Origin of the sequence: Proteus sp. G2609 (assembly GCF_963896135.1) — a bacterium.
GTDB lineage: Bacteria > Pseudomonadota > Gammaproteobacteria > Enterobacterales > Enterobacteriaceae > Proteus > Proteus mirabilis.
On sequence record NZ_CAWQNB010000039.1, the window covers coordinates 1 to 14,777 of the forward strand.

General features: G+C 38.2%; 15 protein-coding genes and 2 tRNA genes. 11 read left to right on the top strand and 6 right to left on the bottom strand.

Going from position 1 to position 14,777, the window contains the following annotated elements; genetic code table 11:
- The first annotated feature begins 64 nt into the window (after positions 1 to 64).
- The gene (tnpA, locus tag AACV01_RS12225) at positions 65 to 481 is read left to right on the top strand and encodes an IS200/IS605 family transposase (protein WP_161682997.1); all 417 of its coding nucleotides are present in this window, start codon (positions 65 to 67) and stop codon (positions 479 to 481) included.
- Between the two features lie 151 nt (positions 482 to 632).
- On the opposite strand, the gene AACV01_RS12230 is transcribed toward tnpA, so the two are convergent.
- Both AACV01_RS12230 and AACV01_RS12235 read right to left on the bottom strand, forming a co-directional pair.
- Positions 633 to 971, bottom strand: a complete 339-nt coding sequence (locus AACV01_RS12230; RefSeq protein WP_004243134.1) for a Grx4 family monothiol glutaredoxin — start codon at positions 969 to 971, stop codon at positions 633 to 635.
- A gap of 315 nt (positions 972 to 1,286) precedes the next feature.
- Positions 1,287 to 1,820 carry a dihydrofolate reductase family protein gene (locus tag AACV01_RS12235; RefSeq protein ID WP_036969621.1) on the bottom strand — a complete coding sequence of 178 codons (534 nt, stop codon included), beginning with the start codon at positions 1,818 to 1,820 and terminating at the stop codon, positions 1,287 to 1,289.
- 98 nt (positions 1,821 to 1,918) lie between these two features.
- Between AACV01_RS12235 and AACV01_RS12240 the strand changes: the two genes are divergently transcribed.
- Positions 1,919 to 2,485, top strand: coding sequence for a TetR/AcrR family transcriptional regulator (locus tag AACV01_RS12240; protein ID WP_004250993.1), 567 nt, complete (start codon positions 1,919 to 1,921; stop codon positions 2,483 to 2,485).
- A 150-nt stretch (positions 2,486 to 2,635) separates the two neighbouring features.
- Here the strand turns inward: AACV01_RS12240 and AACV01_RS12245 are convergent, their stop codons facing one another.
- Positions 2,636 to 2,971, bottom strand: a complete 336-nt coding sequence (locus AACV01_RS12245) for a hypothetical protein (RefSeq protein WP_004248163.1) — start codon at positions 2,969 to 2,971, stop codon at positions 2,636 to 2,638.
- 296 nt (positions 2,972 to 3,267) lie between these two features.
- Here AACV01_RS12245 and AACV01_RS12250 point away from each other — a divergent pair, with 296 nt between their 5' ends.
- Together AACV01_RS12250 and sodB are read left to right on the top strand one after the other, a co-directional pair.
- On the top strand, positions 3,268 to 4,083 hold the full coding sequence (locus tag AACV01_RS12250; RefSeq protein ID WP_004248165.1) for a sulfite exporter TauE/SafE family protein: 816 nt from the start codon (positions 3,268 to 3,270) through the stop codon (positions 4,081 to 4,083).
- A 239-nt stretch (positions 4,084 to 4,322) separates the two neighbouring features.
- Entirely contained in the window at positions 4,323 to 4,901 is a 579-nt protein-coding gene (gene sodB, locus AACV01_RS12255) for a superoxide dismutase [Fe] (RefSeq protein ID WP_004243139.1), read from the top strand.
- Positions 4,902 to 5,024: 123 nt separating this feature from the next.
- Here sodB and cydH read toward each other — a convergent pair whose 3' ends face one another.
- On the bottom strand, positions 5,025 to 5,108 hold the full coding sequence (gene cydH / locus AACV01_RS17880; RefSeq protein WP_096043109.1) for a cytochrome bd-I oxidase subunit CydH: 84 nt from the start codon (positions 5,106 to 5,108) through the stop codon (positions 5,025 to 5,027).
- Positions 5,109 to 5,376: 268 nt separating this feature from the next.
- Between cydH and purR the strand changes: the two genes are divergently transcribed.
- Positions 5,377 to 6,402: an HTH-type transcriptional repressor PurR gene (purR, locus tag AACV01_RS12260; protein ID WP_004243141.1), complete on the top strand. Its 1,026-nt coding sequence runs from the start codon at positions 5,377 to 5,379 to the stop codon at positions 6,400 to 6,402.
- Positions 6,403 to 6,411: 9 nt separating this feature from the next.
- Here purR and punR read toward each other — a convergent pair whose 3' ends face one another.
- Positions 6,412 to 7,314: a DNA-binding transcriptional activator PunR gene (punR, locus tag AACV01_RS12265; protein ID WP_004243142.1), complete on the bottom strand. Its 903-nt coding sequence runs from the start codon at positions 7,312 to 7,314 to the stop codon at positions 6,412 to 6,414.
- A 119-nt stretch (positions 7,315 to 7,433) separates the two neighbouring features.
- Between punR and punC the strand changes: the two genes are divergently transcribed.
- Complete coding sequence (punC, locus tag AACV01_RS12270) at positions 7,434 to 8,651, top strand: purine nucleoside transporter PunC (protein ID WP_004248166.1); 1,218 nt, start codon at positions 7,434 to 7,436, stop codon at positions 8,649 to 8,651.
- A gap of 302 nt (positions 8,652 to 8,953) precedes the next feature.
- Positions 8,954 to 10,108 (top strand): cyclopropane fatty acyl phospholipid synthase, encoded by a 1,155-nt coding sequence (gene cfa / locus AACV01_RS12275; protein WP_004243144.1) that lies wholly within the window; start codon positions 8,954 to 8,956, stop codon positions 10,106 to 10,108.
- An 89-nt stretch (positions 10,109 to 10,197) separates the two neighbouring features.
- Here cfa and AACV01_RS12280 read toward each other — a convergent pair whose 3' ends face one another.
- Positions 10,198 to 10,854, bottom strand: a complete 657-nt coding sequence (locus AACV01_RS12280) for a riboflavin synthase (protein ID WP_004243145.1) — start codon at positions 10,852 to 10,854, stop codon at positions 10,198 to 10,200.
- Between the two features lie 303 nt (positions 10,855 to 11,157).
- Here AACV01_RS12280 and AACV01_RS12285 point away from each other — a divergent pair, with 303 nt between their 5' ends.
- The 4 genes from AACV01_RS12285 (at position 11,158) to pykF (ending at position 14,749) form a co-directional block, all read left to right on the top strand.
- Positions 11,158 to 12,531 carry an MATE family efflux transporter gene (locus AACV01_RS12285; protein WP_004248167.1) on the top strand — a complete coding sequence of 458 codons (1,374 nt, stop codon included), beginning with the start codon at positions 11,158 to 11,160 and terminating at the stop codon, positions 12,529 to 12,531.
- A gap of 158 nt (positions 12,532 to 12,689) precedes the next feature.
- Positions 12,690 to 12,766 (top strand) — tRNA-Val (locus AACV01_RS12290).
- Between the two features lie 28 nt (positions 12,767 to 12,794).
- A tRNA-Val gene (locus tag AACV01_RS12295) sits at positions 12,795 to 12,871 on the top strand.
- 465 nt (positions 12,872 to 13,336) lie between these two features.
- Positions 13,337 to 14,749: a pyruvate kinase PykF gene (gene pykF / locus AACV01_RS12300; protein ID WP_004248168.1), complete on the top strand. Its 1,413-nt coding sequence runs from the start codon at positions 13,337 to 13,339 to the stop codon at positions 14,747 to 14,749.
- Positions 14,750 to 14,777 lie beyond the last annotated feature (28 nt).

Below are 14,777 nucleotides of genomic sequence, written 5' to 3' on the forward strand. Positions count from 1 at the left end.
ATTGGGTCTTAACTGGAATTTAAAGGCTTGTAGACGTTTCATATTACCTATTATACTTTGGTCCATGAAAAATGAAACTAATATTCGCCTTGGCAGACATTGTGTATTCCTGATACACGTCCATTTGGTCTTTGTCATAAAATACAGGCGAAAAATATTTGATCAGGATGCCATTGAAAAATTGCGAGGCTACTTTGCCAGTGTTTGTGCTGATTTTAATGTTGAACTGGTTGAAATGGATGGGGAACGGGATCACGTTCATTTACTGATTAATTACCCGCCAAAACTGGCGATATCTAATCTGGTTAACAGCCTTAAAGGGGTATCGAGTCGATTACTTCGACGTGATCGTCCTGATATTGCCCAACATTATTACTACAAGGGGGTTCTTTGGTCGCCGAGTTATTTCGCGGGGAGTTGTGGTGGCGCACCAATATCCATTATCCGCCAGTACATTGAGCAACAGGAAACACCGAGTTAGTTAAAAAACCGCGCCTTATATCCCCGACCTGAAGGACGGGGTTTTACGGTGCTTTGGATAAAACGACAAAAAAGAAGCCAGTGCAAATAATGTACTGGCCTCTTTTTTTAATTACGGTCAATTTAAATCATGGTGAAAAACGCAATGGGGATTATGCTTCTTCTTCACCACGGTATTTATCTGCAGTCTCTTTTAATAACTTCTGCAATTCACCGCGCTGATACATTTCTAAGATAATGTCACAACCACCGACTAATTCACCATCCACCCATAACTGTGGGAAAGTTGGCCAATGAGCATATTTTGGTAGCTCTGCACGAATATCAGGGTTTTGCAAAATATCGACATAAGCAAAACGCTCACCACAAGCAGAAATCGCTTGAACGGCTTGTGCAGAAAATCCACAGCTTGGTAATTTTGGTGATCCTTTCATGTATAACAGGATGGGATTTTCTTTGATTTGGCGTTCAATTTTTTCGATAGTCGTCATTTATTAAGTCCTTACAACCTTTTTATATTCAGTATGTTTTATATTGAGGAAAACATGAAAGAAGAATACCACTTTATATAAGAAAGCTCTATATAAGTTTAGTTATGTATCTAAATCAATAAATTACGGATAAATTACTCTATAATTGATGAGAAAACATACGACAAGGCATGACGATCTGAGGACAAATAAAATAAGATTAATGTTGGCTTAGCGAAAAATGCCGTAAACCCTCGCCCAATGTGAAGTACCCCCATAAAAAACACCTAAATAAACGCATAAAAGCACAACACTATTTCCTAGAAGGAATAAATATTATTTATCACGTAAATAAGTGGTTTGGACTAGATTTTCTAGTAATACTTCATTTTTAATCACCTTGAAATTTAATGGCTGTTTTAGCTCGCCAAATAAAGGTGTTCCACCGCCAAGTAAGATCGGAAAGCGGGTGATAATCATTTGATCTATTAAATCTTCATTTAGAAAACTTTGAACTGTCACACCGCCATCAATATAAAGTTCATTAAATCCCTTAGCATTCAATTCGGTAATAATATCTTGCAATTCACCTTTAACTAAAAATACTTTTCCGTTATAACCATTTGGAACAGTTGTCATAGAATTACTCAGTACAAACACGGGCTTTGTGTAAGGCCAATCACAATTAAAACTCAGTATCGTGTCTAGCGTATTACGTCCCATAACTAACGCATCAATTTTCTCCATTAAAGTGATAAAACCTGTATCAATATTATTTGGATTTGGTATTGAATATAACCAATCGAGCTTGCCTTGCCTATCTGCAATATAACCATCTAAGCTAGTTGCAATAAATACAATATTTGCCATAAATATCTCATCAAATTCTTTGTAATTGAATAAATCCAAACTATTACTTACAATAATTCTACAGTATAGAATTATTGTAAGCTTATTGGAGTTATTAGATGAATGTCAATGAAAAAAAACGAGGAAGACCCGCAAGAGCACATTCACAGCTAAGCGCTGATGCTATTTTAAACAAAGCCAAGATTTTGATGCAAAACGACGGAAAAGTGCCTAGTATCCGATCGTTAGCAACACAATTAAATGTAGATCCCATGGCAATCTACCACTACTTCAAAAATAAAAATTCACTGCTAGAGACACTAGCTACGTCACTTACAGAAGAGATCTATATTCCTCAAGCATATTCTGACTGGAAAGAAGAATTAAAATATTTATGTGTCAGTTACGTTGAAATATTATGTAAATATAAAGGATTACTGAATATTATACTGACTATGTCATTACAAGGTCCTGCTCAAATATTTGCCAAACGATATAAAATTATCATCTCGCCTTTAGCTCTTCCTAAAAAAGTCGAAGAAGATAGCCTAAATTTAATCGCTGATTATTTGCACGGTTTTACTATTTCAATCAGTTGTAATCCAGACAAAGGTATTATTAAAAATGAAATGATGTATGGTCCATTAGAGCTAATCTGTCATTCATTAGGAATGACCAAAATGTAACGACAAGATGCCAATATTCACATATAGCGCAATGATTACAGTAAAGAACACCAGATAATGTTTTAGTCGACGGATATCTGATGTCCCTGATCACACAAATTTTCAACGTCAATATCAATATCTCGTTAAATTGGATATTGATAAATTTCGTTATTTAATAGGCTTAACAATAATATCCCAACCTGTAGTACCTGAAGCGTGGTAATAATAACCGGCTTTTAATTGCTCTGGTTTTTTACTTGGCCCTTCAGCAACTAAAGTAGATTTCGTTGAGTTATTATCAATACGAATTACACCACCGCGAATACGATCTAATTCATTACCATTGAACAAGGTAATTTGTGGTGAGAAATGCGCATCACTTAAATCAATATGAATAAAAGTGTGCCCTGCATCATAAGCGGCTTTTAATTCTTTATCCGTAATGTCTTTACCATTCTCAAAGGGTAAATCAAAAAATGCTTTTGGATCAATTTTAGCAGTCATAAATACTCCTTTTTATGAATAAACATCAATTGTTAGTTCAATTTAAATTATAGATCATAATTAAGCATTCGGATAAATATCCTGCTCACGCTCTGTGATATATATATAAATTATTTATATATTCAATAAATTAACGTACCTATCTTTTGTTTTGCTTTTATTCAATAGAGATAAAACAATAAGTAAAATTAACTAATTATCTATATATATAAAAATGAGATGTTATTTCTCATAGGGATCTGCCATTATCATGGTTTCGTCAAAACTCGCTTATTTAAACTTATGAGTATTTAGTAATGGAAATGATTTTACTGTTTCTGATTGTGGGATGTATTACTGGATTTTTTGCCGGATTGTTAGGAATTGGTGGTGGAGCCATTATTGTTCCTATTGTGATGTATGTTGTTAGCCAACAAGCTATCCCTGCAGATATGGTAATGAAAATCGCCCTCTCAACCTCTTTTTCTGTCATTATATTTTCTACCGCCTCTTCTGCTTATTCGCATAATAAACATAAAGCGATTTTATGGTCACAATTTCCGCTCCTCGCTGTAGGCACTCTTCTCGGTATGCTAGTTGGGACATTCCTAGTACAAAAACTCTCAAATACCCTATTGCAAATTATCTTTTGTATTTTTATGGCCTATACCATATATGGATTACTGACCAAGAAAAAAGAAGCTGAACGTGTTGAGAATGCCCAAGATCCGGTTGTTTCAAAACCAGCACTGACAACCGGTGGTAGCTTAGTGGGTTTTATTTCAAGTTTTATTGGTATAGCTGGTGGCACCATAACAATACCGCTATTAAGCCACTGGGGGTTTAATACCCGTAAATGTATTGCAACATCATCAATGCTAGGTGTGATTATCGCCACTATTGGGACTGTTATGGGGATCGTTTATGGTTGGCAACAAACTGAATTAGCAGACTATTATTTAGGCTTTGTCTATCTACCTGCTTTTATTGGTATTAGTATTACCAGTATACTTACAGCCCCTATCGGCGTAAAAGTTGCCTATAAACTACCTATTGCCAGAGTACGCCAAATATTTGCCCTATTCTTATTAATCGTCATGGCTAAAATGTTATATACCCTGATATTGGGATAGTGTTTTAACACTTTACCTCTATCTTAGTGAGAGATACTCTTATCAATATAACTAATCTATATGTTCTATACTAATAGATAAAAGATATTTAGCTGTTATTTCAATGAATTTTTGTTAAAATAATTAGCAAAATAGTAACAACTTAGTGAGTTCATTTGCCTCATTTTATCAATTCAGTTGAATTAGATGGAATGGTTTAAGGCACAAAACCCGAAAATGATAGGATAAAGGAGTACGCAATGTCTTTCGAATTACCAAAATTACCTTATGCGTTAGATGCTCTTGAGCCACATATCTCTAAAGAAACATTAGAATACCACTACGGCAAACACCACCAAACTTACGTAACCAACTTAAATAACTTGGTTAAAGGTACTGATTTAGAAAATAAATCTTTAGAAGAGCTCATCAAAACTACTGAAGGTGGTATTTTCAATAATGCTGCTCAAGTTTGGAACCATACATTCTACTGGAATTGTTTAGCACCAAACGCAGGCGGTGCACCAACAGGTAAAATTGCAGAAGCAATCAATAAAGCGTTTGGCTCTTTTGAAGAGTTCAAAAAACAATTTAATGATGCAGCTGCAAAAAACTTTGGTTCAGGTTGGACTTGGTTAGTGAAAAAAGCAGATGGCTCATTAGCCATTGTTAATACATCTAACGCTGCAACACCTGTTTCTGGCGAAGATAAACCACTGTTAACTGTTGACGTCTGGGAGCACGCTTACTACATCGACTATCGTAATGCACGTGTGAAATATTTAGAAGAGTTCTGGGCACTGGTTAACTGGTCATTTGTTGAAGCAAATCTTGCTTAATTGACTGTTTCAGAGATGGGAAAACCATTTTTGATAATCTAATAACAAAGGGCCTAGTGCCCTTTGTTATATTGATATATTTGATTGCTCACTTTGGATAGCTAAAATTTAAGCAATTAACAATCAAAACAATAAACTTGCATATATTACGATCATAACCAGTGCTGCTACTGCGGTACTTAAACCAAATTTCAGATCCGTATCCATCTATTTCTCCCTCAAAATGATTATAATACTCAGATTAAACCATAATCTTGTCATGGTTAATTATTATTACATATCAAGTTTTGCTAAAATAGCGACTAGAGCACAATTTATAACATTGATTAATACTTTCACTTTTGAGCTAGATCATACAAAATTCACAGCTAATCGCTAAATTATTGCCAGTGTTTGCCCTATATATGACTATACTGGCAGTTAAACCATAAAATGAATTAAAAGAGACCAATGAAGGTCAGGAGTTTTCCACACCATGGCAACAATAAAAGACGTGGCAAAACGCGCAGGCGTATCAACCACGACTGTTTCTCATGTGATCAACAAAACTCGTTTTGTTGCTGAGAACACAAGAGCGGCAGTTTGGGCTGCGATAAAAGAATTAAATTATTCGCCAAGTGCTGTCGCACGTAGTTTAAAAGTCAATCACACTAAATCTATTGGTTTATTAGCCACGTCCAGTGAAGCACCTTACTTTGCTGAAGTGATTGAAGCTGTTGAAAATAGTTGTTATAGCAAAGGCTACACGCTAATTTTATGTAATTCACATAATAATCTTGATAAACAAAAAGCTTATTTAGCTATGTTGGCACAAAAACGTGTTGATGGTTTATTAGTCATGTGTTCAGAATATCCCGATCATCTTCTTTCTCTCTTAGAAGGTTATCGTAATATTCCGATGGTCGTCATGGACTGGGGAAAAGCCCGTGGTGACTTTACTGATACCATTATTGATAACGCATTCCATGGTGGCTATATAGCCGGTCGTTATCTTATTGAACGAGGTCATCGTGATATTGGTATTATCCCCGGCCCTCTAGAGCGAAATACCGGAGGCGGTCGTTTACAGGGCTTTTTAAAAGCCATGGAAGAAGCGAAAATTACGGTAAAAGAAGAGTGGATTGTACAAGGTGACTTTGAACCTGAATCTGGTTACAAAGCCATGACCCAAATGCTCAATCAAAAGCAACGCCCTACTGCCGTATTTTGTGGCGGTGATGTTATGGCGATGGGGGCAATATGTGCAGCTGATGAATTAGGATTACGTGTTCCTGCCGATATTTCCATTGTCGGCTACGACAATATCCGTAATGCACGCTATTTCACACCAGCTTTAACCACGGTTCACCAGCCGAAAGAGCGTTTAGGACAAATGGCTTTTTCCATGTTACTCGACCGTATTGTGAATAAACGCGAGGATGCACAAACTATCGAAGTACACCCGCGTCTAGTAGAACGTCGCTCTGTTGCCGATGGTCCATTTATTGATTATCGTCGCTGATCCCCTTCATTAACGAAGCCATTCCTCATTTAAGGTTTGGCTATCGCCTAGATAATCTAATAGCCAAGTTAATGCCGGCGATTCGCTTTTATCAACCCATGTTAGACAGCACGGACTGTCTGGCAGGGGTTGTGCTAAGGTAAGGGTAACCAACTTACCTTGTTCGATTAATGGCTCCGCTCGGTGCCAAGGCACCATACCAACACATAATCCTGCTAATAAACACTCAAGCCCCATATCCCATGAAGGTACTATCATTCGGCGCTGATTATTTAATGCCCAAGTATCTCGTTTTGGTAAACTACGTGAGGTATCTTCTAAACATAAACTAGGATAAGGCCGTAACTCATCATCGGTTAATGGATGTGCCGCGCTTGCAAGAGGATGATCAGCATGACACACACATCGCCACGGCATAAAGCCCATATCTTTAAAACTATAACGTTCACCAATAGGTGAAGCTCTGGTGGCACCAATAGCCAAATCAACACGCCCGTTCACTAATGAATCCCAGACACCGTTAAAAACTTCAGGATAAACATAGAGTTCGATATCAGGAAAATGGCGATAAAAGTCCAGAATAAGTTGCTGTGTTCTAGCCGGTTTGACAATACCATCCACGGCAATGCTAAACTGCCCCCGCCAGCCATTTGAGACTTGCTGGCACATATGGCGAGTGTCATTCATTTTTTTGATAACAGAACGGGCTTCTTTAATAAAGATCTTACCCGCATCGGTTAATTCAACATCACGATGCCGGCGTTCAAACAAAGGAACGGCAAGCCATTCTTCTAATTGTCTCACGGTGTAACTCACCGCGGAGGGTACTCTGTGCAATTCTTGAGCGGCTGAGCTAAAACTCCCCGTTCTAGCGACAGCATCAACGACCTCTAGCGAGTATTCTGACCACATAATATTTATTCCTTTGAATTTTTTTCACAGCATTAACCAAATATTCCCGTTTCACAAGTAAAATCACTCTTAGCTACAATATATAAAATGTTTTACATCACATAACATAGAAAATTAAAATGACTTTAAAGAATTCCACACAATCAAAAACACCTTCTCTCTTTATGGTGTATCTCGCCTGCCTTAGTATGCTGGGCTATTTAGCTATCGATATGTATCTGCCTGCATTTGGTATGATGCAACGCGAATTATCAATCAGTGAAGGCGCAGTCAGTAACAGCTTAAGTATCTTTCTATTTGGCTTTGCTGTCGCTCAACTACTTTGGGGGCCACTCTCAGACAAATTGGGGCGTAAGCCTATTTTACTTATTGGGCTAAGTTTCTTCTCCCTAGGTTGTCTAGGTATGCTTTGGGTAGACAGTGCTGCCGGTTTACTAACCATGCGCTTCTTACAAGCCTTTGGCGTCTGCTCTGCAGCCGTTATTTGGCAAGCACTAGTGATAGACCGTTTTGATGAGTCTCGCGCTCAACACGTTTTCGCATCAATTATGCCATTGGTCGCCCTTTCCCCAGCCTTAGCGCCACTCATTGGTGCTTTTCTGTTAAACCACGGTGGCTGGCGCATGATCTTTATGTTGCTGATGGCAATTACTCTTGTATTAATGCTACCCACATTGATGCTAAAAAATATTAAACAAAAATCAGTTATTGATGCAGGCCCATCTACAGTATCATTTTTAACTTTGCTTAAGTCACCTATCTATGCTGGTAACGTATTAGTTTACGCGTCCTGTAGTGCGGGTTTCTTTGCTTGGTTAGCAGGCTCTCCGATTATCCTTGAGAAGATGGGTTATTCACCACAAGATATCGGCTTAAGCTATATTCCACAAACCATCGCATTTATGGTAGGTGGTTATGGTTGTCGCATTTTATTATCAAAGATGTCGGGTAAGACACTGTTACCTTTATTGTTAATTGGCTACGCAGTGAGCATGACAGCGTTGTTCTTAGTCGCCAAATATACACACCCAACATTAACAACAATTTTAATTCCATTTTGTATTATGGCTGTGATGAACGGTGCTTCTTATCCCATTGCTGTCTCTAATGCGCTATCAGCCTACCCGGAAGTGAGTGGTAAAGCTGCCGCATTGCAAAATGCGCTACAATTAGGTCTATGTAGTTTAGCAAGCTTTATTGTCTCAGCCTTTATTAGCCAACAGCCATTAATTAATACCACAGCGATTATGGCACTCACGGCTATTCCAATGGCGCTGGGTTACTTTATTCAACGTAATAAATCCGTTAGCAAACACACAGTTCAGGCGACAGAATAACGCCGCACCCTGCTTTTAGGAAAAATCTTAAAAAAGGCCATTTATATAAAATGGCCTTTTTATTTTCTAGAGAAAACCTATTTACATCTCTATACTTGTTCAAACGCTTAAGCGTTTTATTCATTTTTCTTTCGGATTTTGAGGCATTAAACAGATAATTTGCTGATTATGTCAGATTAGTTCTCTTAATAATTTTATTCATTCAATCTGTGTTGAATTCAATATTGTTTTAACTCTACCAATCTGCATTATCCTTTCTTGCTTCATGCCTCAAAACCCGCTTAGTTTACGCCGGAGAGTATATGAGTACATCTTGTGTAGAAGAAGGCCGAAAGACCTCCAATGATCCTTATCAACGGATCGCATCAGAGCTGCTCGCTCAAGCAGACATTCATATCAATGGTTCTGAACCTTATGATATCCAAGTGCATAATAAAGATTTTTATAAAAGAGTATTACAACAAGGCTCATTAGGTCTCGGTGAAAGCTATATGGATGGTTGGTGGGACTGCGAACGTCTTGATATATTCTTTCATAAAGTTTTACGAGCAGGTCTTGAAAATAAATTGCCAAGTAACTGGCGCGATATTTTAAAAATAGCCATGGCACGCATTTTTAATTTACAAACACAAAAAAGAGCGTGGATGGTGGGTAAAGAGCATTACGATTTAGGTAACGACCTCTTTACCGCAATGTTAGATCCTTATATGCAATATTCCTGTGGATATTGGAAGGATGCGGATAGCTTAGAAGTTGCTCAACAGCACAAACTCGACCTTATTTGCCGTAAGTTAGAGCTAAAACCAGGTATGACATTGCTCGATATTGGCTGTGGCTGGGGTGGTCTTGCTGCTTATGCTGCCAAAAACTATGGCGTTTCTGTTACAGGGGTGACCATCTCAGTTGAACAACAGAAATTAGCACAAGAGCGCTGTAAAGGTCTTGATGTCAATATCATCTTAGAAGATTACCGTGACTTAAACGAGCAGTTCGACCGTATCGTTTCTGTTGGTATGTTCGAGCATGTTGGCCCGAAAAACTATGCCACTTACTTTGATGTCGCTCGTCGTAATATCAAAGAAGATGGACTATTTTTATTACATACCATTGGTTCTAATCACAATAAAGTTAATGTCGATAGTTGGATAAGTAAATATATTTTCCCTAACGGTTGTTTGCCGTCTATTCAAAAAACCGCTGAGGCAATGGAAAATAAATTTGTTATGGAAGATTGGCATAATTTTGGTGCCGATTATGACAAAACCTTAATGGCATGGTATGAGCGTTTTTTAGCTAGCTGGCCTGAAATTGAATCTAACTATACACCTCGTTTTAAACGCATGTTTAGCTACTACTTGAATGCTTGTGCGGGTGCTTTCCGCGCCAGAGATATTCAGTTATGGCAAATTATGTTAAGCCCGAAAGGTAGAATAGGTGGATTACGCACACCTCGCTGATTTTTAGCTATCAATAGAGGTAAAAATCCCGTTTTCCATAGACTGAAAAACGGGATTTTTTAATTCTAGTCGTCTGATAACAGACTATATTATTTTTCGTTTTCTTCTTCGTGTGTTGCTTGAAGCTTAACCGTTAATGCTTGTTGCGCCATAACACGCTCTACGGTATCAACAATCGCCTGAGTTTGTGGATCTAACTCAATATTAACTTTATCCCCCAAACGCTTACGACCTAACGTCGTTCTATCGCGAGTCTCAGGGATCAGATGGACACAGAAACGATTATTAACCACATCACCAATAGTTAAACTAATACCATCAATGCCAATAAAACCTTTATGCAAAATATACTTCATCAATGTCTGATCAAAAATACGAAACCAGATCTGTAAGTTATTTTCTGAAGTAATAATTTTCGCAATTTCAGCCGTAGTGACAATATGACCAGACATCACATGACCACCAATTTCATCGCCATATTTGGCCGCTCGTTCAATATTAACTTCTGAACCAACCGTTAACTCGCCCAAATTAGTTAAGCGCAGCGTCTCTTTCACTAAATCGAAACTAATTTTATTGCCATCGATTTTTGTGACGGTTAGGCAACAACCATTGTTAGCGATCGAAGCTCCTGTTTCTAAGTTATTGACTAACTCGGAAGGTAATTCAATGATATGGGTACGGAAATCACCTTTATCTTCAATGGCAATAACACGTCCTTTTCCCTGAACAATACCTGTAAACATCTCACATCTCCTTGGACTGATAAGCGAGTTTATCTTAATTAATTTAGTGTAATCAGGATAACATAAGTGATATTACACAAAGGGATCATTATTGCCTTCTCCCCTTATGATGTTTGCCATCAAATATAACGTAAAACCACTTATTTACTTATCAAAATTCTGTGGTTGAAAAACGTCATATCTTTCATTGATAATTAAACATTTATCATTAGAATATGTTTGCTTAAGGATTATTTTACGCCATATTAACATGTGACGTTCTTTCCTCCCTTCCGTCTTATTATAATGAATAAAGGTGTATGCGTGCAGAAGTATATAAAAGAAGCGCGTAGCTTACTTGCTCTTGGTATCCCTGTTATCATCGCTCAATTCTCCCAAACTGCTATGGGAGTAGTTGATACCGTGATGGCAGGTGCTGTCAATGCCACAGAAATGTCTGCGGTTGCTGTAGGTACGTCGATTTGGTTGCCAACGATTTTATTAGGTCAAGGTATATTAATGGCATTGACCCCCATCGTTGCACAATTAAATGGTTCAGGACAACGAAAGCATATTGCTAATCGTACACAGCAAGGTTTTTGGCTTGCCACTTTTTTATCCATCATGGTCATTGCCATTCTTTATAACAGCCGTTTTATTATTGAAGCGCAACATGATATCGAGCCTGAGCTTGCAGAAAAAGCCATTGGATTTATTCATGCCATTATGTGGGGGGCTCCTGGTTGTCTCTATTATCAAGTGCTGAGAAGCCAATGTGAGGGATTATCAAAAACAAAACCAGGCATGATCATCGGCTTTATTGGATTATTAATTAACATTCCTGTTAACTACGCCTTTATTTACGGTAAATTTGGTGCCCCACAATTAGGTGGGATTGGTTGTGGTGTGGCAACCGCCTCTGTTTTTTGGGCGATGTTCTTAATGATGCGCTACTATGTGCGTCGAGCACCAACACAACGGGATGTTATGCCCAAAAAACGCCTAGTGTTACCTGAATTCCACACAATAAAACGTATTACATTGTTAGGGTTACCTGTAGGGTTAGCACTATTTTTTGAAGTAACACTGTTTGCTGTTGTGGCATTATTAGTCTCACCATTAGGTGTAACGGCTGTTGCAAGTCACCAGATAGCCCTTAATTTTAGCTCATTAATGTTTATGTTCCCTCTTTCCTTGGGAATAGCTGCAACAATTCGTGTGGGTTATAACCTTGGGCAACGTTCTACAGAGCAAGCTCGTACTTCAGCCATTACAGCCCTTGCTGTCGGATTAATGCTGGCAAGTTGTACCGCTATTTTCTCTATTATTTTTAGAGAAAAAATTGCTTTAATGTATAACGATAATATTGAAGTGGTGACATTAGCCTCTCATCTTATGTTATTCGCCGCACTTTATCAGTTGTCAGATTCCGTACAGGTTATTGGTTCAGGGGTATTACGGGGTTATAAAGATACTCGCTCTATCTTTTTTATTACCTTTATCGCTTATTGGGTAATTGGTTTGCCTTCCGGATATCTCTTGGGACGAACGGATTATATTGTTGAAGCAATGGGGCCTGCGGGGTTCTGGATTGGTTTTATTTTAGGTTTAACCGCTTCTGCAATTATGATGGGAACACGTATTTGGTGGATCCAGCGTCAATCTGATGAGGTTGTCTTATTACGCTCGGAGCGTTAATACTTCCATTAAAGCGTTATTTTTTGGCAAAGGAATGACACAAATATCAACAAATAGCTTTAAATACGAGCAGTTGAATACAAATTTGTGTTTTTCCTCTTGCCAGAAGCAAATCATCTCGCTAATATTCGTCTCCGTTGTCACCCAGAATAAAGAATGCGTCCATAGCTCAGTTGGTTAGAGCACCACCTTGACATGGTGGGGGTCGGTGGTTCGAGTCCACTTGGACGCACCATTTACTCTGAACAACATTTCAATACAGTGCGTCCATAGCTCAGTTGGTTAGAGCACCACCTTGACATGGTGGGGGTCGGTGGTTCGAGTCCACTTGGACGCACCATTTCTCTTTCTTAATTCTTGTTATATTTCGTGTTACCTCCCCTACACCACAACAAAATAATTACGCAAAATTTAATTGCGCAACAAAACGCTTAAAAAACAAGCAATCAGAGCCCTATTTTGATCACATCACTTAAATTTACCTTTTTTCGATTTTCTTCATGGAAATTAACCTCTATAATACAAAACATAATTTTGTTGAAAGGTTTCAGCGTATTGATTTACAGGCATCTTTAGAAAACAGAACAAATGAATCATGATAGACTATAATGTAAGATGTCTAGCAATCTTTTATACAAAATAGTGACAAAATTTTTATCATGTTGTTGGAGCCACTCACATGTTGCGCAACTTATTAGCTAGAAATGAATGCACTTATCGTGTTTCGCACTGTTAAGATGATTGATATAACCCAACAACATTAATCCTTATTCATCCATTACAATAGAATCATTAATAGACTGCCATGAAAAAGACAAAAATTGTTTGCACCATCGGGCCAAAAACCGAATCTGAAGAAAAACTGACTCAATTACTGGACGCAGGCATGAACGTAATGCGTCTAAACTTCTCTCACGGTGACTATGAAGAGCATGGCAACCGTATCAAAAATCTGCGTAATGTCTGCGCAAAAACAGGCAAAAAAGCAGCCATTTTATTAGATACTAAAGGACCTGAGATCCGCACCATTAAATTAGAAGGTGGTAACGATGTCTCTTTAGTTGCAGGTCAGACTTTTACCTTTACAACAGATACTTCTGTTGTTGGTAATAAAGATCGCGTTGCGGTCACTTATGACGGTTTCGCAAGAGACTTAACTGTCGGCAATACCGTATTAGTCGATGACGGCCTTATCGGTATGAAAGTCATTAAAGTCACTGATACTGAAGTGGTATGTGAAGTACTCAACAACGGTGATTTAGGCGAAAATAAAGGCGTTAACTTACCAGGTGTTTCTATCGGCTTACCGGCATTAGCAGAAAAAGATAAACAAGATCTTATCTTTGGTTGCGAACAAGGCGTTGACTTTGTTGCCGCTTCTTTTATTCGTAAACGTTCAGATGTTGAAGAGATGCGTGCTCACTTAAAAGCACACGGTGGCGAAAACATCATGATCATCTCTAAAATTGAAAACCAAGAAGGTTTAAATAACTTTGACGAAATTTTAGAAGCCTCTGACGGTATCATGGTTGCACGTGGTGACTTAGGTGTTGAGATCCCTGTTGAAGAAGTTATCTTCGCACAAAAAATGATGATCGAAAAATGTAACGCTGCGCGTAAAGTGGTTATCACTGCAACACAGATGTTAGATTCCATGATCAAAAATCCACGCCCTACTCGTGCAGAAGCAGGTGACGTTGCCAATGCTATTTTAGATGGTACTGATGCTGTTATGCTATCCGGTGAAAGTGCGAAAGGTAAATATCCAGTAGAAGCTGTGACTATTATGGCGACTATCTGTGATCGTACTGATCGCATCATGAAATCACGTTTAGAGTCTTACCAATTAGGTGCTAAATTACGTGTAACAGAAGCTGTTTGTCGTGGTGCTGTAGAAATGGCGGAGAAATTAGATGCTCCTCTTATCGTTGTAGCAACTTATGGCGGTAAATCAGCGCGCTCTATCCGTAAATATTTCCCAACAGCGCCTATCTTAGCATTAACAAATAATGAAGAGACCGCACGCCAATTACTGTTAGTAAAAGGTGTGACAACACAATTAGTTAATAAAATTGCTTCTACTGATGACTTCTACCGTATCGGTAAAGATGCAGCATTATCAAGTGGCTTAGCCCATGCAGGTGATCGTGTTGTTATGGTTACAGGTGCACTGGTTGATAGTGGAACGACAAATACTTCATCAGTACACGTTCTGTAATACTCGATTATAGCTAATTTGTAATTAA